This window comes from Allobosea sp. P4_E12, assembly GCF_056401655.1.
In genome coordinates this window covers 130,649-156,252 of the sequence record NZ_JBFUIY010000008.1, presented here as the reverse complement: position 1 = coordinate 156,252, position 25,604 = coordinate 130,649, and the positions used below count along the sequence as shown (strand labels likewise).

Below are 25,604 nucleotides of genomic sequence, written 5' to 3'. Positions count from 1 at the left end.
GATGAGTGAAGTGATCGTCCCCGATCAGACCCGGATCAGCCCGGCGCCGACCGTCGCCTGGACGCCGCTCGGCGAGAACGCCATCCTGATCATGAGCACCTGCGACGCGATGCCGGGCAAGGTGCCTGTCGCCGTCGACGGCAATCCGCGCAACAAGGCCGAGACCATGGCGCTGACCTGGCGCCGGCCGCAGGCCGAAGCCTCGGCAGCCATCGGCTTCCTTTGCCTCGCACCCGCGCCCGCGACCGACCGCTCCGGTTCCGGCGCCCTGCTGCTCGGTCGCCCCGGCCGGCCGCTGCGCCTCGTGCTGGCGTCGAAGCCGCTGCCGCTGCAATCCTTCCTTGCCGGCCTTGCCGAGGATTCGGGGCAGGCTTTCCCGATGGTTGTCGACGGGCTCCTGGAGATCCTGCTCGCCGGAAAACCCAATCCACGCCGCCTGCGCGCAGCCTCGATGCTGCTCCAGTCGATCGCCAAGCCCGGCGGCTTCGTCGAGGTCATGGGGCCGATCGACGACGGCGTTTTCATTCAGGGCTGGACCTCCGATTTCACGGCAGGCCGGACCAAGCTGCTGATCGCCCATGGCGGGCTGTCCTTCGCCGTTCTGGAGGCAGGAACCTTCGAGCGCGACGATCTTGCCGACGGCGCGCGAGGCTTCTTCGGCCTGCTGGAAGAATGCCAGATCCGCCATCCCAGCGAGATCGAGCGGCTGTTCTTCCGCGCCACGGATGGCTGGCGCGCGCTCGATGTCTATGAGCGCCATGTCCTGCTCGAACCGATCACGGTTCCCGGCCATTTGCGCGACGGGCTGCAGCGCGGCAGCGCGCCGCAGGCGACGTCCGACAAGCTCCGGCGTGCCTCGCAGCGCTTCGATGGCCGGGACACGGTCGCATTGCTGGAGGCGCCGGTGCGGGCCGGCATCGACGACGCGACCATCGTGGAGGGCACCGGCACCCTGATCATCGGCTGGCTGTTCGATCCGGACCGTCATGTCAGCGCGGTGACGCTGCGCTCCGGAAGCCAATCCTGCGTGCTCGACCGCGTCTGGACACGCGTGTCGCGTCCGGACGTCGCCGATGCCTTTGCAGGCGATCCGCGCTTTGCCCATATGCTCGGCGGCCGGCGCAACAGCCACGGCTTCATCGTCTTCGCACCGAAGCTCACGCCTGAGCCCGGCCAGCCGCTCTATCTCGAGTTCGAGATCGAGGGATCCGGCCCTGCCTTCCTGCCCCTGGAGGCCGGGCGCGGCCAGCCGCGGCGGACGCTCGAACGCGTCTTCGCGCTGCTCGATCCGAAATCCTCGACCGCAGCCTCGGTGGTCGAACGCCAGATCGCTCCCGCCTTGCAGGCCGCCGAGATCGCCCCGCCGCGCGTGATCGAGACCATCGATATCGGCGCCTTCAAGGCTGATGCGAATCTGGGGCTGGTGATCGGCCTCGACCATCGCCAGCGCGAGCTCTCCTCGCTCTTCGCCCTGCTCGCGATCGACCCCGAGATACGCCCGGTGCCTATCGTGCTCGCGGTCCCCGGCGAGAGCTTTGACCGGGTCGGTGCCGAGGCACGCCGGCTTGCTCGCTTCTACGGCCTCGCCGTGCGGCTTGCGCTCGTCGATGGGGTCGAGGACGCCTGCGACGCGATGGAGGCCGGCGCGCGCGCCTGCCGCTTCCAGACCATCGCGTTACTCTCGGGGGCCGCGCAGATCCGCATGCCCGGTTGGCTTGGCCGGCTCGAGAGCGCCTTCAAGGCGCGTGGCGGACAATGCGTCGCGAGCCCCACGCTGCTTTTCGAAGACAACTCGATCCGCTGGGCCGGCGCCTGGATGGAAGGGGAGGGGCCGAGCCGGCGTGTCTTCAATCGCTTCGTCGGCTATCCCCTGGAGGCGATCGGCAATCTCGGTCCGATGGAAGTCGCGGCCGGCGCCACCGAATGCTGTGTGATGTCGCGCGCCGCCTTCATCGAAGCCGGGGGCTTCGCCCGCAACTACTTCACGACGGCCGAAAAGGGCCTCGATCTCTGCCTGAAGCTCAGGATGAACGGCTTCCCCTCGCTCTGGGTGCCGGAGGTCGAGGTTTACGTCGTCGATGATGGCGAGATGGCGCGGCCGCATCTGGTCTCGCTTGCCCAGCTCGCCGACCGCTCCAGCTTCGACCGTCGCTGGGCGCTGGCCGTTTCGAACATGCGAGGATGATGATGCGCGTACTCGTCGTGTCCCATGGACACCCGACCCTGTCTCTCGGCGGCGCCGAAATCGCCTCCTACAATCTGCACAAGGGCCTGCAGGCAAGCGAAGGCCTCGACGCGCATTACCTTGCCCGTGTCGGCTCGCCGACGCCGCGTCACGCCGGTACGGCACTGATGAGCCTGCGCCAGCGCGGCGGCGAGCTACTCTACTACGCCGAGGAATACGATCACTTCCTGCTCTCGAACCGGAACACCGAGGAGATTGAGCGCGATTTCGTCCGCGTGCTGCGCGACCTGAAGCCGGATGTGGTGCATTTCCACCATTTCATCGGGCTCGGGCTCGAATGCCTGTTCGCGGTGCGGGACACGCTGCCCGACGCTCTCATCGTGGTGACCTTCCACGAATATCTCAGCATCTGCCATCATCACGGCCAGATGGTGAAGACCGGCGCTTTCAAGCTCTGCTACCGGGCCTCGCCGACCGATTGCAATGCCTGCTTCCCGGATATCGCGCCCGGCCGCTTCCTGGCGCGCGAGACCTTCATCCGGGGCATGCTCAATCTCGCCGATCATTTCATCTCGCCGAGCCGCTTCCTGGCCGAGCGCTACCAGGATTGGGGCCTCTCGGCCGATCGCTTCTCGGTGATCGAGAACGGCATCGACGTTGCCGAGGTCGCACCGCCCCGGCCCTTGCCGGACAAGACGGCACGGCGTTCGCGCTTCGCCTATTTCGGCCAGCTCACGCCCTACAAGGGGGCGGATGTGCTGATCGATGCGGTCACCCGCATCCCGGAAGCCGTCTGGGGTGAGGATTCCATCCTGCTCGTCTATGGCGGCAATCTCGAGCGCCAGCCCGAGGCCTACAAGAAGAAGTTCGCCGAACTCGTCGAGAATGCCGGCCGGCGGGTGCGTTTCTGCGGTGCCTTCCAGAACCACGAGATGCCGAACCTGATGCGCTCGGTCGACTGGGTGGTGATGCCCTCGGTCTGGTGGGAGAACTCGCCGATCGTGATCCAGGAGGCCTATTTCCACGGCCGCCCGATCCTTTCGAGCAATATCGGTGGCATGGCCGAGAAGATCGTCGACGAGGTCAACGGCCTGCATTTCCGCTCGGGCAGCTCGGAGGATCTGGTCGACTGCATGACGCGCGCCCTGAGCGAGCCCGATCTCTGGTCGCGCCTGCGCGCCGGGATCACCCGTCCGCTCACCCATATCGACTGCGCCGCCCAGCATATCGCGCTCTACCAGCGCCTGATCGAGCAGCGCGGCATGCCGGTTCCGGCCAGCCGCGCGGCCACGCCGATGATCGCCTGATGCCAGAAGAAGCCGACACGAAAACCAGGGGAGACAGAACCATGGCCCGCATCCTCGTCATGATCCCATCGGGAGAGGTCTACGACCATGACAATGTGCGCTGGTACCAGCACGCGGATCTCGCGAGCCATATCAACCACTACCATAATATCGGCGACGCCTTCGTCTTCGACTCCTCGTTGAAGCTGCTGAATTTCGAGAAGCTCGACGTCCTTCCGATCGCCAATCCGGACATGGCGCTGATCGACCGGTTGAACGCGGAATACGACTACGTCTTCCTGCGCGGTTCGAACTATGTCCATGCCGAGATGGAATGGAACCAGACGGCCGATGTGCTGCGCCGGCTAAAGATACCGGTCATCGCCTTCGGCATTGGCGCGCAGGCGCCGGTCAGCGGCAAGCTGGAGCTCAGCGAGGACACCAAGACCGTGCTCAGGCTGATGGCGGATTCGACCGCCTCGCTCGGCGTGCGCGGCACCTATTCGGCCGAGATTCTCAACGAGATCGGCATCAAGAATGTCCGGATCATCGGTTGCCCCACGGCGTTCCGCGCCAACAGGCCGGATCTCGCGATCAAGTTGCCTGCGCTCGACAGCGTGAAGAAGGTCGGCATCACGCTGCGGCGCGAGGTCTCGCCGACCTATGCGCAGGACATCAAGCGCTACCTCACCTTCCACCGCGACCTCGTGAAGTCGCTGGCGGGCCGGTTCGAGGCGACGCTGATGGCGCAGGGCGAGATCGAGGAGAAGAAACTCGCGCTGGGAACGCCGGAGCAGAAGGAGGAGGCGATGGCGGCGCTGCGCGGAAACGAGTGGGCCACCTCCTGGTACCTCGATGAGGCGATGGAGGCGCTCTATCGCGGCCGGATGTTCTATTCGGACGTGGTTGCCGATTACGAGAATCTTGTACGCAGCCTCGACCTCGTGCTGGGCTACCGGCTGCACGGCAACCTGATGGCGCTCGCCAACGGCACGCCCTCGATCTACTTCACCTATGACAGCCGCACGGTCGAGTTCGCCGAGACCTTCCAGATCCCGAGCTTCGACGTTTTCTCCGGCCAGGATTTCAGGCTGGAGGAGCATTGGGATCAGGCGCGGTTCGACCGCTTCAACACGACCTATGCCCAGGTCTACGCCGCGATGCGCGACTTCCTGGTCGAGAACAAGGTCGACACCAAGATGCGCGCCCCGGCGGTCAGGGCGGCGGTCGCCCCCGCCATTCCCGAGGCCGAACGAAAGGTGGCCTGATGGTGGAACGCACCATCCTTGCGGCCACGCTGGCGGCCTTGCCGCTGCTCGCCGTTCCGCACCTGTCATTTGCGCAGGCTCCCGGCTATCGCGTCGAGATCGTTCCCGGCGCCACGGAGGAGACCGTCTACGCCTGGTCGCGCCAGCGCTGCGAGGAATGGCATATTCCAGACGCGCCATTGCGGGCCTTCCGCAATCAGAACGGCGCGGTGGTCGCCTTCGCCAGCAATTACCGCAACCGCGCCATGGCCGGCCCCAGCCTCGACCGGATCGGGATTTCCTGTTCGGTCTCCTTCGAGGCCAAGAGCAGTCCGGACCCGAGCGAGTTCAGCGACAAGAACTGGCTGACCGCGACATGGACCAGCGACGGTCGCGACGTCTTCGGGCTGATGCATGCGGAATACCATGCCGACCGCTACGGCAATGCCTGCCGCTTCAAGGACAGGATGAGCTGCTGGTACAATGTCGTAACGGCAGCGCATTCGACTGATGGCGGGCGCCATTTCAGCGCAGAGCCGCGCCAGCTCGTCGCCGCGCCGGCGTTCCGCCAGGATGTCGGCCAGGGGCGCCATCGCGGTTTCTTCAACCCGTCCAACATCATCGAGCGGGACGGCGCCTGGTATGCGCTGATCGCGACCACCGGCGGCGAGGGCCAGAAGGGTGGCGTCTGCCTGTTCCGCAGCACCGACATCAAGGATGCCGCCTCGTGGCGGGCCTTTGACGGCACCGACTACACGGTGCGCGCGGTCGATCCCTATCGCGAGGACCTGTCGCAGGCGAAGCCCTGCCAGCCGCTCAAGGGACTGCCGACCACGGTCGGCTCCGTCACGAAGCACGAGCCGAGCGGACTTTATCTGGCGGTGCTCCATCTCGGTCCCGACCCCAGCCAGGGGATCGCGGGCGGCCGCGTCGCCTATAGCTGGTCCGCGGATCTGCTGCGCTGGTCGCCGCTGCAGACGCTCGTCGTGCATCCGACGATGTGGAGCAAGAACTGCGCTGACACGACCCGCTACGCCTATGGCGCGGTTGCCGACCCCGACTCCACCTCGCGCAATTTCGAAACGACCGGGGACGAGGCGTTCCTGTTCATGACCCGGATGCGGGTGAAGGACTGCAAGCTCGGTCCCGAGCGCGACCTCGTCCGCGTCAAGATTCACATCGTGAAGGACCAGCCTTGAAAATTCTGCGTGCCACAACGAACGAGATCGTCGTCTCCGTCGCGAGGCGTCCCGATGGGGCCTGGCCGGCGCTGCGCCTGCGGCTCGACGGCCAGGATTATGCGACGATCCAGCCGGGCGCGGTGATAACCGGCGATGCCGTCGTCGCCGAGCTCACCATCCCGCTGCCCAGGCTCGCGGACGGTCGGCCGCGCGAGATTGCGGTGCTCGATGCCGAGAGCGGCAAGATCGCGCCCGGCTCGGGCCTCGCCCCGATCGCGACCGAGAAAAAGCTGCGCGCACTGGTGATCTACCCGGCCGGAGAGGTCTACGAGCACGACAAGGTGCGCTGGTACCGGGCACCGATGGAGAAGCTACTCTCCGACTATTTCAACATCGGCGACATGATCGTCTTCGACTCGACGCTCAAGCTGCTGCGCTATGCGCATCTCGAGCCGATGAAGATCATGAATCCGACAGAGGCCGATATCGAGCGCTATGCCAGCGAGTTCGACTACGTCTTCGTCCGCGGCTCGAATTTCATCCATGAAAAGATGGAGTGGTTCCGTGCCGTCGAGGTGCTGGAGAAGGTCAAGCTGCCGGTCTACGCCATCGGCGTCGGCGCGCAGGCGAGCCAGAACCGCGCCATTGAACTGCCGGACGCCTCGAAGCGGTTCTGGCAGATCGTTTCCGACCGCTGCGCCGCCATTGGCGTGCGCGGCGCCTTCAGCGCCGAGACGCTGCGCCATAACGGCATTCGCAATGTCGAGGTGGTCGGCTGCCCCTCGATCTTTCGGACCCGCAAGCGCGATCTCGCCATCCGGGTTCCGGACCAGCGCGAGATCCGCAAGGTCGCCTTCAGCCTCAGGCGCGAGGCGGACAAGAGCTATACCGCCGACCCGGAGGCCTATCTGCGCAACCAGAAGGCCGCGCTTCTCAAGGTCGATCGCCAGAGCGAGATGGTGATGTCCTCGCATGGCGAGCAGGAGGAGAAAGCCTTCTTCCTGCGCGACGAGAAGGCGATGGAGAAGGCGGTGGCCGAGTTCGTTCACACCGGCTGGTGGAGCGGCGCCGATGATGCGGCGATGCGCCGGATCTACGAGAAACAGCTTTTCACCTTCTTCGATGTCGAGCGCTATGACGCGTTTGCGCAGGGGCTCGATCTTGCGGTCGGCTACCGCGTCCACGGCGTGCTGCCGGCGGTGGCGCAGGGCGTGCCGGGCGTTCTCGTCGCCTATGACACGCGCAGCCAGGAGCTGGCCGAGACCCTGAAGATCCCTGTCGTGCCGGAGTCCGCCCTCGCCGAAGGCGGGTGGCGAGCCGTCTATCAGGAAGCGCAGCTCAACACGCTCGCGAAGAGCTATGCCGCCTCCTACGACCGCATGCGTGACTTCCTCGACAGGAACGGCGTTCCCCACCGGATGTGAGGCTGACCCGTTGTCCTGAACCCTGATTGTTGAAGGGGGAGGGCGAGCTTCCCCGCAGCGCGTAAGCTGTGGGGGCGCCTGAACCGAACACCCTGAAAGAGGTCGGCGGCATGGTGTCGACGGCCAGGAGCGGCAGGAGCAGACCATGAAGATCGAATACGACGCGGGCACCGCGCTCACGATCATGCGCGGCAATCCGGTGCGCGGCTGGATCTCGGGCAAGCCCGAGCGCATGGCCAAGGAGCGACTGACGACCGGCAACTATCTCTCGGTCGAGCATAAGCCGAAGTTCCAGATCGATCCGGCCTGGCCGATTTTTACGATGGGCTCCTGCTTCGCGCGCGAGGTCGAGAACGTCCTGATGATGCGTGGGCTGTCGCTCCTGCTCGAAGGCCATGGCGTTCCCGCTGAGCATTTCGAGAGCTGGAACGAGGCGACGGGCCGCGGCGGTGGTGCGGCGCGCGGAAGTTTGAGTCGCGGCGCGCTCAACAAGTACTCGGTGCGGTCCATGACGCATGAGCTCAAGCGCGTCCTGCTCGACGAACCCTATCCGAATGAAGGGCTGATCGAGCTTGCCCCTGACCAGTGGTTCGATCCGCACGCCAGCGGCCTGAGATTGCTCGACCAGCAGACCGCGCTTGCCAACCGCAAGCGCCTGACGGCCGCGACCTCGCGAATCAGGGACGCGCGGATCTGTTTCTTCACGCTCGGGCTGACCGAGACTTGGCTCGACTCCGAGACCGGGCTCGCCATGAATATCCACCCCGGCCCGACCTGGCTCTCGCGCATGCCCGAGCGCTTCCGCTTCGTCGACTACGGCTATGAGGCGACCTTGAACGACATGCTCGGCGCGATCACGCTGATCCGCGAGCACTGCCATCCGGAGATGCGTTTCATCGTCACCGTTTCGCCAGTGCCGCTAGGCGCGACGTTCAAGGATGCCGACGTCATCGTGGCCAACAGCGCCTCGAAATCGGTGCTGCGCGCCGTCGCCGAGGAGCTCTACCGGCGCTTCGATTTCGTCGATTACTTCCCGAGCTACGAGATCGTCCTGAACTCGCCGCGTGCCATCGCTTTCGAGGAGGACCAACTCCATGTCGCCCGCAAGATGGTGGCGACGGTGATGGAGACCTTCGAGCGCAGCTATCTCGGTCAGACGATCGGCGCGACTGCCAGCCCGGCGCTGGTCTGACGCAGACTCACCGGGAACAGGGTCAGTCCGTCCCCGTCCACACGGTGGTGATCGCGTCGATATCGGGGCGCCGGCGCTCGGTCGGCGCTTCCTTCGCCGTGCCGATATGGACGAGGCCCGCGAGCTTCTCGCCGCTCGAAAGCCCGAACAGGGCGTGCACGCCGGGGCTGTAGGCGGCCCAGCCGGTGAGCCAGTTCGCGCCGAAGCCAAGCGCGTGGGCTGCGGTGAGCAGGTTCATGCAGACCGCCCCGGCGGAGAGATCCTGCTCCCAGACCGGGACGCGCGCCTCGGGGTCGCTTTTGCTGACGACCAAGACGATCAGGGGCGCATAGGTCAGCGAGCGGCCGATGATCCCGGTGAATTTCTCACGCTTCTCGGCATCCATCGCCGCGTTCTCGGTGGCATAGAGCCGCGAGACACGCTCGCTTGCCCGTTTGCGCGCTTCTCCCGCAAGCACGATGAAGCGCCAGGGTTCGAGCACGCCATGATCGGGCACGCGGGCGGCGATCGTCAGGATGCGGGCCAGCGCTGCAGCATCCGGGCCCGGCTCGCTGAGCATCGTCATCCCGACCGAGCGGCGCGTTTCGAGCAGGCGCAGCAGCGTCTCGCCATCCCCGGGCGCTGCGGCAAGGGCCGCCTGGCTCTGGTTCATGTCCTCACGTCCTCGATCGTTGGCGCTTTCGCGCGTGCCCGCGCTTGAAGCATCGTTCCGAAAAGTGGATTGCGGCCTTCGGGAAAGCCGATGCAAACCCGAAGACTCAGATCACCGATGATCTAAGCCCGGCCGGCAACCTCGACCAGCCTCAGATCGGGGATCGGCGCCGGTCTTGCCAGACGCGCCAGGGCCACCTGCAGGGCGTCGATATCCTGCTCCGGGCTCGGCCGCCAGCCGCATGGACAAGCGTCCTCATGGCGATGGGCATCGGAGACCTCGCGATAGATCGAGCCGATTGCCTCGGCGGCGAGCCGCATCACGGTCATCGGGGCGAGCTGGGAATCGTGCAAGGCGTTGCAGAATGCCGTCATAACCACCTGCCGCAGCGCGGCGCGGGCGGCCTCGGTGTTCTCGTCATGGATCAGTTCAAGCGGCACGGTGGGCGTCCTCCCGCCGATGGTTGGGTTTCTCACCTTGGGCGGGACCGAGCGGCTGCGCCGATCCCTCGAGCGCAGCAGTCAGCAGGTCGACGAGACGCTGCATCCGCGCCGGCAACGCCTGATAGGCGGCCGGGCTTGCATTGGCGGGGCCCTTTGCGAAGGCGAGCGCCCGACGCAGTTCGAGCGTGGTCGCCTTGGTCCGCAGCGTTTCCTGGATGATGAGTTCGTCGCTCCGGCCGATTGCCGCAACTACGTCCCCTGCAGAAATCTCGCCCATCTCGTTGCCTCGCCGTGACCGATTCTTACATGGCGAAATTCAGTAGGCGCGAGGGGGTTGTAGTGCAACGTATTGTTTTCATTGAATAAATAGAACAGTTCGAAACTGCGGGGTGGCATCGGTGCCGCAAGGTCAGAATCATTCAGCCTTGGTTCATCGAGCGCAGGATAGGCGCCATGCTGGCAGGCGTGTGCGGCAATCGGGAAAACCCGGGCGTGGACGTGTGTTGTTCCGATCCGGGGGGATCATCGTTCTTGCTGAAGTCAGTCGAAGCGCCTGGCATTGCCGAAAGCCTGCCCTCCGATCGGCAGGTCGCCTGGCGCTTTGCCGGCTTGACCGGCGGTTTCTGGCGTGGAACGACCCGTGGCAAGGCCTGGTTCTGGACGCTGTCGCTGGCGGCATCGATCATCTTCAGCGTCTTCGTCAATGTCACCGTCAATCGCTGGAACGGCTGGTTCTTCGATGCGCTGGAGAAGAAAGACACGGAGAGCGCGCTGACCGCCATGGCGGTCTTTCCGGTGCTCGCGCTCATCGTCGCCGGTATCGGCGTCGCCATCCTGGTCACGCGCGAGACGCTCCAGGTGCACTGGCGGCAATGGGTAACGGCGAAGCTCGCTGACGGCTGGGTTGGAGAGCGACGCTTCTTCCGTCTGAGCCTCTCGAATGACGAGCCGGCCAATCCCGAATATCGCATCGCCGACGATGTGCGCTGGGCAACCGAACCGCTCGTCGATTTTGCCATAGGTCTGCTGTCGGCTTTCATCACCATCGTGATGTTTATCGAGATCCTCTGGGAGATCGGGGGCGCGCTGACGATTCCGGCCGGCTCGGGGGCGATCACCATCCCGGCCTATCTCGTATTGGCGGCAATCCTCTATGCGGTGCTGGTTTCGCTTCTGATCACCGTTGTCGGCCGCCGGCTGCCGCGCCTCGTTGCGGCTCGAAACGAGGGCGAAGCCAAGTTGCGCTTCGCCCTGATGCGCATTCGCGATCATGGCGAGCCGATCGCGCTCGCTCGCGCCGAGGCAGGCGAGCGTCGCGCCGTTGCGCGCACCTATGACAGCCTGGCGCAGCGCTGGCTCGCCATGATCCGCCAGCGCGGCAGGCTGACCTGGATCACCAATGGCAGCGGCGCGCTCGTTCCGGTCGTTCCGTTGCTGCTGGCCGCGCCGAAATATCTCTCCGGCGAGATGTCGCTCGGCGGGGTCGTTCAAGTCGCTGCCGCCTTTGTCGCCGTGCAGAACGCCTTCAACTGGGTGCTCGACAATTTCATGCGCATCGCCGAGTGGCTGGCCGCCGCGCGGCGCGTCAACGAACTGGCCGACGCGCTCGACCGTGTCGAACAGAGCCGGCCGGATGATCATCTGACCGTGAAGCAAAGCCCTGACACTCTGCTGTGTCTCGCGGATGTCACCTTGACCGATCGCGATGGCCGCAACCTGGCCGCCGATCTCAGCTTCTCCCTGCCGGCCGGCGCGACCTTGCATCTTTCGGGCGAACTCGGGCTCGGCAAATCGGCGCTGATCCAGGCGCTCGCCGGTCTCTGGCCTTGGGGCAGAGGCGAGATTTCCCTGCCGGAAGGAGCGCGGGTGACCGTCGTGCCGCACAGCCTGCACCTGAGCGAAGGCAGCCTGCGCACGATTCTTGATACGGCGTTGACCCGTCCAGGCGATGCGCTTGCCGATGCCTTGCGCCGTTACGGGCTCTCTGCGCTCGCCGCGAGCCTCGACGAGCATCGCGACTGGGACAAGCTCCTGGCGACGGGCGACAGGCAGCGCCTGGCGCTGGCCCGCGCCGAACTCGAAGCGCCTGACGTGCTCCTGCTCGACGAATCCACCAGCGCCCTCGAAACCGACACTGCGCTCGAGCTCATCGCCGAGCTGCGAGCCGTGCGGCCCGGCGCCATCATCCTGCTGATGGGCCAGAGCCCTGGCTTTGCGGAGGCCGCCAGCCACCATCTCGTGATGAAGCGGGCCGGCGGCGTGGCGCGGATGGCCAATCCGGATGGCACGCCCGCCCTGCGGGCCAGTGTGGTGGAGCGGGGCCTGACATGACGGTCGTTTCGGTCAGCCTTGCCGCGAAACCCTGTACCTCGGGCCCGACCAAGCCCGCCTTGCCTCATGCCGCAGGTATGACGGACCTGCCTGTAACGGAGCTGATCGCATGCTGAACATCTGGGACGTCTATTGGGGCCTGCGGGTCGAGCAGTGCCCTTGTGACGTGCATTTCGTCGAATGGCTCGAGGAGCAGAGCCTCACCGGCAAGCGCATCTATCATTTCGGGACCGGCGGGCATCACTATATCGGCATCCGCTGTGCCGAGCCGGAGCTCGACTGCACGGTGCTGGGCATCACCGCTTCGCCCAAGGAATATGATGCCTTCGTCAAGCTGGCGACCGAGAACCCCTCGATCACTAAGACCTATTCCGCCTATTTCGGTGACATCTATACCAGCAACGCAAAGCTGCTGCCGCGCTTCGATATCGTCACCCTGTTCCATTCCTGCGAGTTCCGCAGCGAGAAGAACGATGCCTATGGCGCGCTTACCGATCTCGAGGTGATGCAGCTCTTCACCGACCAGACTGACGCCGGCGGCTATATCCTGTTCTATACCGGCTCCTTCGCCTATGCCTCGGCCGAGCCGATCATTGCGGATTGGGCGAAGTCGCGCCCGGTCGAGGAGGTCGGCCTGTTCAAGACGCTGCGCGTTTTCCGCAAGACTGCCTGAGGCAAGCCGCAGTTGCGAACGATTTGGAACGGCGCTAGGGCTGTTGCCATCGTTCACTCGAGAAAGGGGGGCTGCGTGATTACGTTCTTTCGTCACCATCGTCAGCGTGGCCCCGTTCAGGCCCTGCAAGCTGTCTTGCAGGGCTGACCCAAAGACGATCGCTCAACGGTTCTCTTCCGGTCTGCCCTTCGTGGCGGCGCAGCGTCGAGCCTCATGGCTCCGGTGAACTGCGCCTCTCCCAACCCAACGAGCTGACGCCGCACAGGCATCCGGCATCCGCATCCTCAAGGCCGTGGAACGCGCCTTTCCTGGATGCCGGACAACGGCTCGCGCAGTCCAGAGAACGATTATGGCTTTGATCAACGCCCGCAAACTTGGCGTCACGCTCGGTGCGCCGCTCTTTTCCAATCTCAATCTTGCGATCGGGGCGGGAGATCGCCTCGGCCTCGTCGCAGCCAATGGCCGGGGTAAATCCACCCTGCTGCGCTGCCTTGCTGGTTCCCATGAGCCTACGACTGGCGAGATCACGCGGTCGCGCGGACTTCGCGTCGGCCATGTCGAGCAGGAAATTCCCGCCGGGCTGCTGGCGTTGCCCCTCTATGACCTCGTCCGTCGCGCGCTCCCGATGGAGCAGGCCGAGACGGAATCCTGGCGCGTCGACGTTGCGCTGGAGGCGCTCGAAATTCCCGAGGCGCTTCGCCGGCGCCCCCTGTCGCAGCTGAGCGGCGGCTGGCAACGCTTCGCCATGCTGGCCAGCGTCTGGGTGACCGATCCCGACATGCTGCTGCTCGACGAGCCGACCAACCAYCTCGACCTCGCCCGGATCAGCCAACTCGAGGAATGGCTGAACGGTCTGCCGCGCGACGTGCCCGTGGTGATCTCCAGTCATGATCGCGCCTTCCTCGACGCGGTGTCCAATCGCACGCTGTTCCTCAGGCTGGAGAGCTCACCGGTCTTCGCGCTGCCCTATACGCGGGCGCGCGCCGCGCTGGATGAGGTCGACGCCTCGGAGGAGCGTCGCTACCAGCGCGAGATGAAGGCGGCGCAGCAGTTGCGCCGGCAGGCGGCGAAGCTGAACAATATCGGGATCAATTCCGGCAGCGACCTCCTCGTGGTCAAGACCAAGCAGCTCAGGCAAAGGGCCGAGCGCCTGGAAGAGGCGGCGAGGCCTGGCTATCAGGAGCGCTCATCGGGCGCGATCAGGCTGGCCAATCGCGGCACGCATGCCAAAGTCCTGGTGACCCTCGACGATCTTTCCGTCGAGACGCCGGATGGGGCGCCGCTGTTCAAGACCGGCAAGCGGTCGATCGCCCAGGGTGACCGGATCGTGCTGCTGGGCCGCAACGGGACCGGCAAGTCGCGACTGATTGGCCTGATCAGGGACGCGATCGCGGAAACCGACGCTGCGCGCATCAAGGTCACGCCGTCGCTTGCTCTTGGTTATAGCAGTCAGAGTCTTTCCGAACTCGCCGATAGCGATACGCCGCACGGCGTGATCACCCGGCGCTTCGATGTCGGCGACCAGCCGGCGCGCAGCCTGCTAGCGGGGGCGGGTGTGTCGATCGACATGCAGAGCAGCCGGATCGGCGCGCTCTCGGGCGGGCAGAAGTCGCGGCTCGCCATGTTGGTCTTGCGCTTGGCCAATCCGAATTTCTACCTGCTCGACGAACCGACGAACCATCTCGACATCGAAGGGCAGGAGGCGCTGGAGGGCGAACTCATGGCGCATGAGGCGAGCTGCCTGCTGGTTTCGCATGACCGCAGCTTCGTCAGGGCGGTCGGCAATCGCTTCTGGCTGATCGAGAATCGCAAATTGGTCGAGATCGAGGGGCCGGAGGCATTCTTCGCTGCGGCTCAAGCCGGAGAAACTTGAGGTTGGCCAAAAGCTTGGGCTGAAGCGGACAGATGTCGTCGGGCCGTCGCAATGCCGGCCCGACGCGACCTGCGTCAGCCTCATGGTGCGCATTCGCCGCGTCGTCCCGTCTTGTGGATCGCGGCCGAGGCGCTATCTGTCGGGGCCGGGGCGCTGCGGTGCCCTCCCGTCCGCAATCGACGCGAGCACATTCCCACCTCGCGCAATTGACCACGAGAGAGCATGTCGTACGGCCCGCACGAGCCCGGAATGCCGCTGCGCAAACGCAGTCGCTGGCGCTGGCTCGGCCCACTTGCCAGCACGGTCATCTTCGTCGCTTCACTGGCCGTCCTCTGGCTGATCATCCGCGAGATGGAGCCGGGCCAGGTAGCCGGTGCCTTCGCCGATGCCAGCCGCCGCCAGATCGGGCTGGCGCTCGGCTTCACCGCGCTGAGCTATCTGCTGCTGACCGGCTATGATGCGCTGGCGCTGAGAAGGCTGGGGATGTCGATCCCCTACCGAACGACCGCACTCGCCTCCTTCACCAGCTATTCCGTGTCCTTCACGCTCGGATTCCCGATCGTGACGGGCGGCACCGTTCGTTACTGGATCTACTCGGCCAAGGGGGTGCGCGCCTCCGAGGTCGCTCGCCTGACGATTATCGCCGGCCTGACCTTCTGGCTCGGCCTCGGCGCGATCCTCAGCGCCTGCCTGTTCTATGCCACCGATTCTGTCGCGATGCTCGCGCGCACCTCGCCCTGGGTCGTGCAGGTCGTCGGTGGCGCCACGGGGCTCGCCATCCTCGGCTATCTCGTCTGGGTCGCGACCGACGAACGCACTTTCCGGGTCCGCGGCTGGAATCTGCCGCTGCCGGGGCTCGGCATCACGCTAGGCCAGATGACACTTGGCGCCTGCGAGGTCTGCGCCGCCGCCGCCGTGCTCTTCGTACTGCTGCCCGGCGGCTATGGGCTGGAATATCCGGCTTTCCTGGCGGCCTATGTCTTCGCTTGCCTGATCGGCATCGCCGCCCATACGCCCGGCGGGTTGGGAGTCTTCGAGGCGACGATGCTCGTCGCGCTCAACCGACTGCCCTATGGTCATGTGCTTGGAGCCTTGCTGCTCTTCCGCATCATCTACTACCTGCTGCCCTTCATCCTGGCGCTGGTGATGCTGGCGCTGCACGAAATGATCCGCCGCATTAAGCGCCACGATATCTAGGGTGCCGCCCCTTCAGATCATCTGACCTGATCTCGTATCCGGTCAGATGATCCGACTGCTGTGATTGCCGCGTCTTTCTCGAAAGCCGACGCTTTAGCGGCTGCTGCGCGCTGCGTAGGCGACCTGGCGGCTGCTGCGCTTGTGCCCATACCAGGAGGCCTCGCGCGCGCCGACATCCGCATGGACGATGCCGTTCGAATAGGAACCGACGCCGCCGGTGCTCGCGAGGGCCTTGGCGGCAGCGACCGCGCTGCGTGTAGAGGCGGCTAGTGGCCTGAAGTCGATCGCCTTTCCGCTATAATGCTGCGAGTTCCGGGCATGGCGACCGCCGCAGGTCGAGGTGATCTTGATCGGGCCGATCTTGGCGACCAACTCGCTGATCATCGCCAGGGTTTCCGGTTTGAGGCAGCCCAACCCCTTCACTTGCGGTTGGAAGGAAACCTTGCCGGCGGGGACATTGGCTTGGGCGGTCGCAGGGAGGCATACTGCAACGCATGCAGCCAAGATAAAATGACGCATAAAAGACTCGACAAGACTAGGGAGAATGGAAGGCTCAAGCCACCAAATTCTTGGTCTGGCTGACCAGTTCCATGTCCGAATAGTGTCCGTAGAAGGCCAAAAGATGGCTGGCCATGCCGATGGTCATCGTTACATCGATTGAGCATCATTATCAGTAGCCTTTCCAAGTCCGATGTTGTCTCAATAAAACGATGATAATTGGCTGAAAATACATTCTTGATCTGAGCGAGAGCGGCCGGTCGCAATTCCGATCATGGTCGAGACAGCCTCGGCCTCCGCGGCGCCCGGCGCGTCGCCGATAGTGACCACCCAAGCGCGCTTCGTTCCTGCTGAGATCCTGGATGGCGTGGATTTCGCCCAGTGTCGCCGCGCGCTGTGGGGGGCCTCGCAAGTGCGGGGGGCATCTCGCCCGGAGCGATTGGCAGAGCGCGTGCCAGCCCCTATGAGGGCGCCAGCTTCCTCCTGATAGGCATGTTCACATGGTCGATGTCGTCGATCCCCACGCGCCGGCCACTGCAGCGCTGATCGAGGCGTTGGGTTCCGCCGTGGTGCTGCTCGATGCGCAAGGGGTGGCGCAGGCACTGAGCCCGGCGATGCGCGCGCTCATTCCGGCGCTCGAACGCGGCCAGTCGCTCACGCTCGTCCTGCGCGACCCCGACCTGATCGACGCGATCGAGCAGGTTTCGCGCCGTGGAGGGCGCCGGGTCATCGAGCTGGTCGAGCGCGTGCCGGTCGAGCGCACATTCCGCATCCACATCGCAGCTTTGACCGGCGGCGTCTGGCGTAATCCCGTGGTGCTGACCTTCGAGGATCTGAGTGAGCTGCGCGTCACGGAACGCATGCGCGTCGATTTCGTGGCGAATGCCAGCCACGAACTGCGCACGCCGCTCGCCTCCCTTCTCGGCTTCGTCGAGACCCTGCAGGGACCGGCGCGCAACGATACCGGCGCGCGCGACCGCTTTCTCGCCATCATGCGCGAACAGGGTCTGCGCATGGCGCGGTTGGTCGACGATCTGCTTTCGCTCTCGCGCATCGAGCTGCGCGCCCATCTCGCGCCGGACACGCCTGTCGATCTCTCCGCGATTTCGCGCGAGATCGTCGACTCGCTCACCCTGATGGCACGCGAGCGCAAGGTGGCGTTGAAGCTCGAGACGCCGACCCAGCCGGTCCAGGTCGCGGGGGACCGCGACGAGTTGCTGCGGCTGATGGAGAACCTCGTCGAGAACGCCATCAAATATGGCCGTGAGGGCGGCGTGGTTGCAATCAATGTGGTCGAGGGCGCGAGCGAAGCCAGCGTCAGCGTTCGTGACGACGGGCCAGGCATCCCGCCCGAGCATCTGCCCCGCCTCACCGAACGCTTCTATCGTGTCGACACGGCCGCGAGCCGCGAGGCCGGTGGCACGGGCCTTGGTCTCGCCATCGTCAAGCACATCGTGTTACGCCATCGCGGCCGTCTCACCATCGAGAGCGAGTACGGCAAGGGCGCCCTCTTCAAGGCGATCCTGCCGCGCCTCGGCGCGATGATGCGGAGCCCGTCCTGACCAATGTGACGGCGAACGTGACGGTCTGTCATCTGTCTGTCACATGGAAGGTGTTCTAGCGGGGTTGCTAAAGACTGCGACCCAGACGAGGACTCCTCTAATGCGCAAAATTCTCATTCTCGCGGCTGCGACGATCGGCTTGGCCGGCGTTGCCCAGGCCGCCGACATTACCGGCGCGGGCGCGACCTTCCCCTTCCCGATCTACTCGAAATGGGCTGAAGCTTATAAGAAGGAGACCAATATCGGTCTCAACTATCAGTCGATCGGCTCAGGCGGCGGTATCCGGCAGATCAAGGCCAAGACGGTTGCGTTCGGCGCGACCGATGCCCCGCTCAAGGGCGAGGACCTGACCAAGGACGGCCTGATCCAGTTCCCGACCGTCATGGGTGGCGTCGTTCCGGCCGTCAACATTGCCGGCGTCGAGCCGGGCAAGCTGAAGCTCACCGGCGCGATCATCGCCGACATCTATCAGGGCACCATCAAGAAGTGGAACGATCCCAAGATCGTCGCCATCAATGCCGGCCTGACCCTGCCTGACGCCAACATCAACCCGGTCTATCGTTCGGACGGCTCGGGCACGACCTTCGTCTTCACCGACTATCTCTCGCGCGTTTCGCCGGACTGGAAGTCGAAGATCGGCACCAACACGGCCGTGCAGTGGCCGGTCGGCATCGGCGGCAAGGGCAATGAGGGCGTCTCGGCCTCCGTCAAGCAGGTCGCGAACTCGATCGGCTATGTCGAGTACGCCTATGCCAAGCAGAACAAACTGGCCCATGCGCTGGTCGAGAACGCCGACGGCCAGTTCCCGGCTCCGGACGACAAGTCCTTCCAGGCCGCTGCCGCCAATGCGAACTGGAACGAGGCTCCCGGCTTCGGCATCTCGTTGAACAACCAGAAGGGCGCCCAGGCCTGGCCGATCACCTCCGCCACCTTCCTGCTCGTCCATGCCAAGCCGGAGAAGCCCGAAGAGGTGCAGTCCGCGCTGAAATTCGTCGACTGGGCCTTCAAGAACGGCGACAAGCTCGCGCTCGATCTCGACTACGTGCCGCTCCCGGCCAACGTCAAGGATCAGGTCCGCGCCGCCTGGAAGGGCGCCACCGACCCGGCTGGCAAGCCGATCTTCTGATCCATGCTATGACGCGAGGCGGGTTGTTCCCGCCTCGCGTTCGACTTTGTGAGACCCGTTTCCTCGTGCTTCTTATGCGACCGGAGTAACCACGGATGGCTGCCGTGACAGACCAGATGGCCGCGCCCGGCGCGCCCGCCATTCGCCGCACTCCAAAGGGCACCTTCGACATTGTCTTCCGCAATGCCAGCCGGGCCGCCGCGCTCTTCGTGCTGGTGCTGCTCGCGGGCATCATCGCCTCGATGATCATCGGCGGCTGGCCCGCCTTCCGCGAATTCGGCCTTGGTTTCATCACGTCCAGCGTCTGGGACACTCAGAACGAGCAGTATGGCGCCTGGCCTGCCATCGTCGGCACCTTGTCGACCGCGCTGATCGCGCTGGTCCTTGGCGTGCCGCTCTCGCTCGGCATCGCCGTCTACCTCACCCAGCTCGCGCCGCCCTGGTTCAAGCGCCCGGTCTCGACGACGATCGAGCTGCTCGCCGCCGTGCCCTCGATCATTTACGGCATGTGGGGTCTCTTCGTTTTCGTGCCGCTCTTCGCGGCCTATGTGCAGATCCCGGTCTCGAACATCGTCGAAGGCATTCCGCTGGTCGGCACCGTGCTGTATTCGCGCTCGCCCTCGGGGCTCGGCATCCTGACGGCCGGCATCATCCTCGCCTTCATGATCATCCCCTTCATCGCCTCGATCACCCGCGACATGCTGGAGCAGATCCCGTCCGTGCTGCGTGAGAGCGCCTATGGCATCGGCGCCACGACCTGGGAGGTCGTGCGCCATGTGCTGGTGCCGCAGGCCGGCGTCTCGATCATCGGCGCGATCATGCTCGGTCTTGGCCGCGCGCTTGGCGAGACCATGGCGGTGACCTTCGTCGTCGGCAATGCCAACCGGCTTTCGGCCTCGATCATGGACCCCGGCTCGACCATTGCCTCGCGCATCGCCAACGAATTCAACGAGGCGATGGGCCTGCAGCTCAACGCGCTGATCGCGCTCGGCTGCATCCTCTTCTTCGTCACCTTCGTCGTCCTCGTGATCGCGCGTATCCTTGTCGCGCGCGTCAAGTCCTTCTGAGCGGAGCCTGGCCATGAACAGCGCCGTCACCCCGCCCGCAACGACGCCTCATCAGGTCTGGGGCCGCGTCCGCCCCGCGCGCCGCACCGCGGATCGGGCGATGAAGATCATCGCCACCAGCTTCACTCTTCTCGCCATCTTCGTGCTGTTCTGGATTCTCGGCATGCTGCTCGTGAAGGGGATCGGCGGGCTCTCCGTCGCGACCTTCACCCAGGTCACGCCCGGTCCCGGCAGCGAGGGGGGCGGCCTTGCCAACGCCATTGTCGGCTCGATCGTGCTGACCTTCCTCGGCATCGCCGTGGCGACGCCGGTGGGCGTGCTCGCCGGCACCTATCTTGCCGAATACGGCAAGGGCTCGAAGCTCGCGGACCTGATCCGTTTCATCAACGACATCCTGCTCTCCGCGCCGTCGATCCTGATCGGCCTCTTCGTCTACGTCATCCTGGTCGAGCCGTTTCGCGGCTATTCCGGCTGGGCCGGCGGCGTGGCGCTGGGCATCATCGCGATCCCGGTGATCGTGCGCACCACCGAGGACATGCTGCGCCTCGTGCCGAGCTCGTTGCGCGAAGCCGGTGCTGCGCTCGGCGCCCCGCCTTCGGTCGTCATCACCAGCGTGACCTGGAGGGCGGCGAAATCCGGCATGGTCACCGGTATCCTGCTGGCCCTGGCGCGCATCGCCGGCGAGACGGCGCCGCTGATCTTCACCGCGCTGAACAACAATTTCTGGTTCTCGCCCAGCCTCGTCGGCGGCGTCTCCAACCTGCCGGTGACGATCTACCAGTTCGCCTCCGCCCCCTATGAGAACTGGCAGCAGCTCGCCTGGGCCGGCTCGCTGATCATCACCGTCTCGATCCTGTGCCTCTCGCTTATCGCCCGCCGTATCGTGCGGGGCGGCAAATGAACGGCCCCAAACCCTCGTCGCGTTCGATCTGAAGGAACAAGTCGATGCTTTCGACGCTGGAACTGAGCCCGCAAGCGCTTGATGCCGAGGCCCCCGTCCGGATCGCGGTCAAGAACCTCGATTTCTACTACGGCGAGCACAAGGCGCTGAAGAACATCAATCTCGACTTCCGGGACCGCCATGTCACGGCCCTGATCGGACCGTCGGGCTGCGGCAAGTCGACCCTGCTGCGCATCTTCAACCGGATCTACTCGCTTTATCCGGAGCAGCGCGCCACCGGCGAGATCCTGCTCGACGGCCGCAATGTCATCAGCAACGATATCGACGTGAACGAGCTGCGCTCGCGCGTCGGCATGGTGTTCCAGAAGCCGACGCCCTTCCCGATGTCGATCTACGACAATGTCGCATTCGGCATCCGCCTCTATGAGAAGCCGCCGAAATCCGAGCTCGATGACCGCGTCGAAGGTGCGCTGCGCCGCTCCGCGCTCTGGGACGAGGTCAAGGACAAGCTGAAGACCTCCGGCATGGGCCTGTCCGGCGGCCAGCAGCAGCGCCTCTGCATTGCGCGGACCATTGCCCAGAAGCCGGAAGTCATCCTGTTCGACGAGCCGACCTCGGCGCTCGATCCGATCTCGACCGGCAAGATCGAGGACCTGCTCGAGCAGCTCAAGACCGACTTCACCATCGTCATCGTCACCCACAACATGCAGCAGGCGGCGCGTATCTCGCAGTACACCGCCTTCATGTATCTCGGTGAGGTGATCGAATTCGACGCCACCAACACCATTTTCATGAACCCGCACAAGAAGCAGACGCAGGACTACGTCACCGGCCGCTTCGGCTGAACCGGCGCCCAGCCTTCCAACTGCTTTGCCGACAAAGGATACGCCGCGATGACTGATCACATCGTCCGCTCATATGATGCCGATCTCGAGGGGATCCGCCGCAGCCTGGCCGAGATGGGGGGCATGTCGGAGCGCATGCTCGGCGATTCGACGGTCGCCCTGGTGCGCCGCGACACCGGTCTGGCGCAGAAGGTCATCAGCGCCGACCAGCGCCTCGACAATCTGCAGCGCGAGGTCGAGGAGAAGGCGGTGCTCACCATCGCCCGGCGCCAGCCGCTCGCCAACGACCTGCGCGAGCTGATCTCCGCCATCCGCATCGCCGCCGATATCGAGCGTGTCGGCGATCTCGCCAAGAATATCGCCAAGCGCGCGGTCGCCATCTCCGGCCAGTTCCAGCCGCCGTCGCGCGCGGTCGTCGGCCTCGAGCATATGAGCCGCCTGGTTCAGGCCCAGCTCAAGGACGTGCTCGACGCTTACGCCGTCAGCAACGAGCAGAAGGCCATGGAGGTCTGGCGCCGCGACGATGAGATCGACGCGCTCTATACCTCGCTCTTCCGCGAGCTGCTCACCTATATGATGGAAGACCCGCGCAACATCACCTTCTGCACGCATCTCCTGTTCTGCGCCAAGAATGTCGAGCGCATCGGCGACCACACCACCAACATCGCCGAGACGATCCACTATCTCGTCACGGGCGAAGCCTTGGACGCAGCCCGCCCGAAGCTCGACACGACCAATATCCTTCTGGACGCCGCCACCGGTGAGTGACCGGCGCCCGACACCTTTGGGACCGAGTGAGACATGCCTGCACGCATCCTGATCGTTGAGGACGAAGAGCCGCTGACCCTGTTGCTGCGCTACAATCTCGAAGCCGAGGGCTTCGAGGTCGACAGCGTCGCGCGTGGCGACGATGCCGAGCTGCATCTGCGCGATCATACGCCGGACCTCGTGCTGCTCGACTGGATGCTGCCGGGCCTTTCCGGCATCGAGCTCTGCCGGAGGCTGCGGACCCGTCGCGATACCGAGCGGGTGCCGATCATCATGCTCACCGCCCGCGGCGAGGAAACCGAGCGTGTGCGCGGCCTCGCCACCGGGGCCGACGACTATGTCGTCAAGCCGTTCTCGCTGCCCGAGCTGATCGCCCGCATCCAGGCGTTGCTACGCCGCGCCAAGCCGGGTCATGTCGCCGGCCTGTTGGCCGCCGGCGATCTCGAACTCGACCGCACCACCCGCCGTGTCCGCCGCTCAGGCAGCGAGCTGCATCTCGGCCCGACCGAGTTCCGCCTGCTCGAATTCCTGATGCAGGCGCCGGGGCGGGTCTATTCCCGGGCCCAGCTGCTCGACGCGGTCTGGGGCCGCGACGTCTATATCGACGAGCGCACCGTCGACGTCCATGTCGGCCGGCTGCGCAAGGCGATCACTCCTGACAACGCCAAGGACCCGCTGCGGACCGTGCGCGGTGCCGGCTATGCCTTCGACGAGACCTTTGCGCGGAGCTGAGACTTGGATCATCGGGGACTTGGATCATCGGGCCGGATATCGAATCCGCCCGACGATCTAACCGTCTATGGTTGCATCGGCCTTCCCGAAAACCGCAATCCACCTTTCGGGCCGATACCCTAGCGCGGCCCTGCGATAATAATCGCCGCGCCGGCGAGGCAGATCAGCCCACCGATAATGTCCCAGCGGTCGGGGCGAAAGCCTTCCACGGCCCAGAGCCAGGCGAGCGAACTGACGATGTAGACGCCGCCATAGGCGGCATAGGCCCGTCCGGCGGCTTCGCTCTCCGCCAGCGTCAGCAGCCAGGCGAACAGGGCGAGCGAAAACAGTCCGGGTACGAGCCACCAGATGGGCTTGTCGAGCCGGAGCCAGCCCCAGAACGCGAAACAGCCGGCGATTTCGAGAATGGCTGCGCCGAAATAGGCGGCGATGGTCGGCATGGTTCCTCCCTGTCGATGGCCTTCGGGGCGGGATTACCCTTGACTGCAGGGCGCGCTGACGGCAAGCCGGACCGATGCCCACACATCACGTCGCCATTATTGGAGCAGGGCCCTCCGGGCTGATCGCGGCCGAGCGCCTTGCGGCAGCCGGGGACACCGTCACGATCTACGATCGCATGCCCTCGCCGGCCCGCAAATTCCTGCTGGCCGGGCGCGGCGGATTGAACCTTACCCATTCCGAACCGCTCGACAGGTTCCTGCCCCGCTATCGCGATGCGCAAGCCTGGCTGGAGCCGGCCATTCGCGCCTTCCCGCCACAATCCCTGCGCGACTGGGCCGATGCGCTCGGGCAGGACACGTTCGTCGGCAGCAGCGGCCGCGTCTTCCCGCGCGCCATGAAGGCCTCGCCCCTGCTGCGGGCATGGCTGCGCCGGCTCGATGGTCTCGGCGTCGCCTTCGCGCCTGGGCAGCGCTGGACCGGCTGGAGCGAAGCGGGAGCTCTGACGTTCCGGAGCCGCGATGGCGCCGATGTCGAGGCGCGGCCCGACGCGACGCTGCTCGCGCTCGGCGGTGCGAGCTGGCCACGGCTGGGTTCGGATGGTGGCTGGGCACCCTTGTTGGCGGCGCGCGGCGTTGCGATCGCGCCGCTGCGCCCGGCCAATGGCGGTTTCACGGTCGATTGGTCCCAGACCATGCGAGAGCGTTTTGCCGGAGTACCGTTGAAGCGCATCGTCCTGAGCTTCGGCGGCCAATCCGTGCCCGGCGAGGCGATGATCGATGCGACGGGTCTGGAAGGCGGCGCGGTCTATGCACTCTCTGCCCCGATTCGCGAGACGATCCTGCGCGAGGGCAGGGCGGTCATCACCATCGATCTGCGGCCCGATCACGAGGCGGCACTGCTGGTCCAGCGCCTCGCGCATCGTCGCAAGGGCGTGACGCTGAGCAATCATCTGCGCAAGGCTGCAGGTCTTGCTCCATCCGCGATTGCGCTGCTGCGCGAAGCGGCGAAGGGGCCACTCCCCGAAGACGCGGAGAGGCTGGCCGCACTGATCAAGGCCGCGCCTCTGGTGCTCACCGGTCTCAGACCGATCGAGCGGGCGATCTCCACCGCCGGTGGCGTCGCCGCGGCCGAGGTCGAGGAAGGCTTCATGCTGAAACGCTTGCCCGGTACCTTTGTCGCAGGCGAGATGCTGGATTGGGAGGCGCCGACCGGCGGCTATCTGCTGCAGGCCTGTTTCGCGACCGGAGTCGCAGCTGCAGCAGGGATTCAGGCCTGGCTCGCGGATAGCTGAACGATCGCCTCAGGAGATCGCGATGATCTCGACCGCCTCAGTGCCGATGCTGACGCTCTCGCCAATGCCCTTGCCCATCAGCGCGCTCGCCAACGGCGCGACATAGGGCAGCGTTCCGTGTGCCGGATCGGCCTCGTCCTCGCCGACCAGCCGCCAGTTCTGCTCGCGCCCATCGGCCCGGCGGATCGTCACTGTCGAGCCGAAGCGGACGATGTCGTGCCTTTCCTGCGCAGGGGCCAGCTTGGCGCTGGCGCGCCGCGCCGCCCAGTAGCGGAACTCGCGCCGCGTCTGAGCGATCTCGGTGCGGTCGCCTCCGGCCAGCGCCGCCGCGTGTTCGTCATGCCAGCGCGCCAGCTGGGCCTCGATCTGTGCGAGCCCCTCAGGCGTCACGAGGTTCGGGTGAGGCGAGACTGGCCGGTCCGGCAGCTCGTCCAGGGTCCCTCTTTCCTCGGCTTCCTTGACGAAGGCGCGAGTCATTCTGGCCTCCTCCTATTGATCTCGGCACATCCGGCGAACCGGACCACAGCTTTCAGTGTTACGTCCTCACGACTGCTTGCGATGCAGCGCCAACCCGATGCTGGAATCTGAAGCGGCGATCACTTGGAGATGGGGATCAGGCACTGCCGAAGACAAGACCCGAACAGTCTACACCCCCGTGTCCGGCCGCACCATCAAGAGCAGAGCCATCG

24 protein-coding genes are annotated in these 25,604 nt (G+C 65.3%); 18 read left to right on the top strand and 6 right to left on the bottom strand.

Features of this window, described 5'->3' with window-relative positions:
* Position 1 precedes the first annotated feature (1 nt).
* The 6 genes from AC1DW9_RS12715 to AC1DW9_RS12690 all read left to right on the top strand — a co-directional run bounded on the left by AC1DW9_RS12715 (position 2) and on the right by AC1DW9_RS12690 (position 8,515).
* On the top strand, positions 2 to 2,185 hold the full coding sequence (locus tag AC1DW9_RS12715) for a glycosyltransferase family 2 protein (protein WP_441506380.1): 2,184 nt from the start codon (positions 2 to 4) through the stop codon (positions 2,183 to 2,185).
* A 2-nt stretch (positions 2,186 to 2,187) separates the two neighbouring features.
* Positions 2,188 to 3,492: a glycosyltransferase family 4 protein gene (locus AC1DW9_RS12710; protein WP_441506379.1), complete on the top strand. Its 1,305-nt coding sequence runs from the start codon at positions 2,188 to 2,190 to the stop codon at positions 3,490 to 3,492.
* A gap of 41 nt (positions 3,493 to 3,533) precedes the next feature.
* Positions 3,534 to 4,739: a polysaccharide pyruvyl transferase family protein gene (locus AC1DW9_RS12705; protein WP_441506378.1), complete on the top strand. Its 1,206-nt coding sequence runs from the start codon at positions 3,534 to 3,536 to the stop codon at positions 4,737 to 4,739.
* Positions 4,739 to 5,917 carry a glycoside hydrolase family protein gene (locus AC1DW9_RS12700; protein WP_441506377.1) on the top strand — a complete coding sequence of 393 codons (1,179 nt, stop codon included), beginning with the start codon at positions 4,739 to 4,741 and terminating at the stop codon, positions 5,915 to 5,917. The genes AC1DW9_RS12705 and AC1DW9_RS12700 overlap by 1 nt, the downstream gene beginning before the upstream one ends.
* Complete coding sequence (locus AC1DW9_RS12695; RefSeq protein WP_441506376.1) at positions 5,914 to 7,323, top strand: polysaccharide pyruvyl transferase family protein; 1,410 nt, start codon at positions 5,914 to 5,916, stop codon at positions 7,321 to 7,323. Before AC1DW9_RS12700 ends, AC1DW9_RS12695 begins: the two co-directional genes overlap by 4 nt.
* A 145-nt stretch (positions 7,324 to 7,468) precedes the next feature.
* Complete coding sequence (locus AC1DW9_RS12690; RefSeq protein ID WP_441506375.1) at positions 7,469 to 8,515, top strand: GSCFA domain-containing protein; 1,047 nt, start codon at positions 7,469 to 7,471, stop codon at positions 8,513 to 8,515.
* A gap of 22 nt (positions 8,516 to 8,537) precedes the next feature.
* On the opposite strand, the gene AC1DW9_RS12685 is transcribed toward AC1DW9_RS12690, so the two are convergent.
* The 3 genes from AC1DW9_RS12685 to AC1DW9_RS12675 form a co-directional block, all read right to left on the bottom strand.
* A complete protein-coding gene (locus AC1DW9_RS12685; protein WP_441506374.1) occupies positions 8,538 to 9,167 on the bottom strand; it encodes a nitroreductase family protein in 630 nt (209 codons plus the stop codon).
* 122 nt (positions 9,168 to 9,289) lie between these two features.
* Positions 9,290 to 9,607 carry a hypothetical protein gene (locus AC1DW9_RS12680; RefSeq protein ID WP_476775023.1) on the bottom strand — a complete coding sequence of 106 codons (318 nt, stop codon included), beginning with the start codon at positions 9,605 to 9,607 and terminating at the stop codon, positions 9,290 to 9,292.
* Entirely contained in the window at positions 9,597 to 9,887 is a 291-nt protein-coding gene (locus AC1DW9_RS12675) for a hypothetical protein (RefSeq protein WP_441506373.1), read from the bottom strand. Before AC1DW9_RS12675 ends, AC1DW9_RS12680 begins: the two co-directional genes overlap by 11 nt.
* A 254-nt stretch (positions 9,888 to 10,141) precedes the next feature.
* On the opposite strand from AC1DW9_RS12675, the gene AC1DW9_RS12670 reads away from it, so the two are divergent.
* The 4 genes from AC1DW9_RS12670 (at position 10,142) to AC1DW9_RS12655 (ending at position 15,684) form a co-directional block, all read left to right on the top strand.
* Positions 10,142 to 11,941, top strand: a complete 1,800-nt coding sequence (locus tag AC1DW9_RS12670) for an ABC transporter ATP-binding protein/permease (protein WP_441506372.1) — start codon at positions 10,142 to 10,144, stop codon at positions 11,939 to 11,941.
* A gap of 109 nt (positions 11,942 to 12,050) precedes the next feature.
* Positions 12,051 to 12,614 (top strand): hypothetical protein, encoded by a 564-nt coding sequence (locus AC1DW9_RS12665; RefSeq protein WP_441490773.1) that lies wholly within the window; start codon positions 12,051 to 12,053, stop codon positions 12,612 to 12,614.
* Between the two features lie 349 nt (positions 12,615 to 12,963).
* Positions 12,964 to 14,487 (top strand): ABC-F family ATP-binding cassette domain-containing protein, encoded by a 1,524-nt coding sequence (locus AC1DW9_RS12660; protein WP_441506371.1) that lies wholly within the window; start codon positions 12,964 to 12,966, stop codon positions 14,485 to 14,487.
* 249 nt (positions 14,488 to 14,736) lie between these two features.
* On the top strand, positions 14,737 to 15,684 hold the full coding sequence (locus tag AC1DW9_RS12655; protein WP_441490775.1) for a lysylphosphatidylglycerol synthase domain-containing protein: 948 nt from the start codon (positions 14,737 to 14,739) through the stop codon (positions 15,682 to 15,684).
* A gap of 93 nt (positions 15,685 to 15,777) precedes the next feature.
* On the opposite strand, the gene AC1DW9_RS12650 is transcribed toward AC1DW9_RS12655, so the two are convergent.
* Positions 15,778 to 16,068: a hypothetical protein gene (locus AC1DW9_RS12650; protein ID WP_441490776.1), complete on the bottom strand. Its 291-nt coding sequence runs from the start codon at positions 16,066 to 16,068 to the stop codon at positions 15,778 to 15,780.
* A gap of 614 nt (positions 16,069 to 16,682) precedes the next feature.
* Between AC1DW9_RS12650 and AC1DW9_RS12645 the strand changes: the two genes are divergently transcribed.
* The 7 genes from AC1DW9_RS12645 (at position 16,683) to phoB (ending at position 23,183) form a co-directional block, all read left to right on the top strand.
* Entirely contained in the window at positions 16,683 to 17,744 is a 1,062-nt protein-coding gene (locus AC1DW9_RS12645; RefSeq protein ID WP_441490777.1) for an ATP-binding protein, read from the top strand.
* Between the two features lie 100 nt (positions 17,745 to 17,844).
* Positions 17,845 to 18,870 carry a phosphate ABC transporter substrate-binding protein PstS gene (gene pstS, locus AC1DW9_RS12640; RefSeq protein WP_441506370.1) on the top strand — a complete coding sequence of 342 codons (1,026 nt, stop codon included), beginning with the start codon at positions 17,845 to 17,847 and terminating at the stop codon, positions 18,868 to 18,870.
* Positions 18,871 to 18,965: 95 nt separating this feature from the next.
* Positions 18,966 to 19,937 (top strand): phosphate ABC transporter permease subunit PstC, encoded by a 972-nt coding sequence (gene pstC / locus AC1DW9_RS12635; protein ID WP_069878068.1) that lies wholly within the window; start codon positions 18,966 to 18,968, stop codon positions 19,935 to 19,937.
* A 13-nt stretch (positions 19,938 to 19,950) separates the two neighbouring features.
* Complete coding sequence (gene pstA, locus AC1DW9_RS12630; RefSeq protein WP_441490779.1) at positions 19,951 to 20,838, top strand: phosphate ABC transporter permease PstA; 888 nt, start codon at positions 19,951 to 19,953, stop codon at positions 20,836 to 20,838.
* Positions 20,839 to 20,882: 44 nt separating this feature from the next.
* On the top strand, positions 20,883 to 21,683 hold the full coding sequence (gene pstB, locus AC1DW9_RS12625) for a phosphate ABC transporter ATP-binding protein PstB (RefSeq protein ID WP_069878064.1): 801 nt from the start codon (positions 20,883 to 20,885) through the stop codon (positions 21,681 to 21,683).
* Between the two features lie 48 nt (positions 21,684 to 21,731).
* Positions 21,732 to 22,451, top strand: a complete 720-nt coding sequence (gene phoU, locus AC1DW9_RS12620; RefSeq protein WP_069878062.1) for a phosphate signaling complex protein PhoU — start codon at positions 21,732 to 21,734, stop codon at positions 22,449 to 22,451.
* Between the two features lie 33 nt (positions 22,452 to 22,484).
* On the top strand, positions 22,485 to 23,183 hold the full coding sequence (gene phoB, locus AC1DW9_RS12615) for a phosphate regulon transcriptional regulator PhoB (protein WP_043235687.1): 699 nt from the start codon (positions 22,485 to 22,487) through the stop codon (positions 23,181 to 23,183).
* A gap of 119 nt (positions 23,184 to 23,302) precedes the next feature.
* On the opposite strand, the gene AC1DW9_RS12610 is transcribed toward phoB, so the two are convergent.
* A complete protein-coding gene (locus tag AC1DW9_RS12610) occupies positions 23,303 to 23,623 on the bottom strand; it encodes a YnfA family protein (RefSeq protein WP_441506369.1) in 321 nt (106 codons plus the stop codon).
* 74 nt (positions 23,624 to 23,697) lie between these two features.
* Here AC1DW9_RS12610 and AC1DW9_RS12605 point away from each other — a divergent pair, with 74 nt between their 5' ends.
* Positions 23,698 to 24,915 carry a TIGR03862 family flavoprotein gene (locus tag AC1DW9_RS12605; RefSeq protein ID WP_441506368.1) on the top strand — a complete coding sequence of 406 codons (1,218 nt, stop codon included), beginning with the start codon at positions 23,698 to 23,700 and terminating at the stop codon, positions 24,913 to 24,915.
* Between the two features lie 9 nt (positions 24,916 to 24,924).
* On the opposite strand, the gene greA is transcribed toward AC1DW9_RS12605, so the two are convergent.
* A complete protein-coding gene (gene greA, locus AC1DW9_RS12600; RefSeq protein ID WP_441506367.1) occupies positions 24,925 to 25,392 on the bottom strand; it encodes a transcription elongation factor GreA in 468 nt (155 codons plus the stop codon).
* Positions 25,393 to 25,604 lie beyond the last annotated feature (212 nt).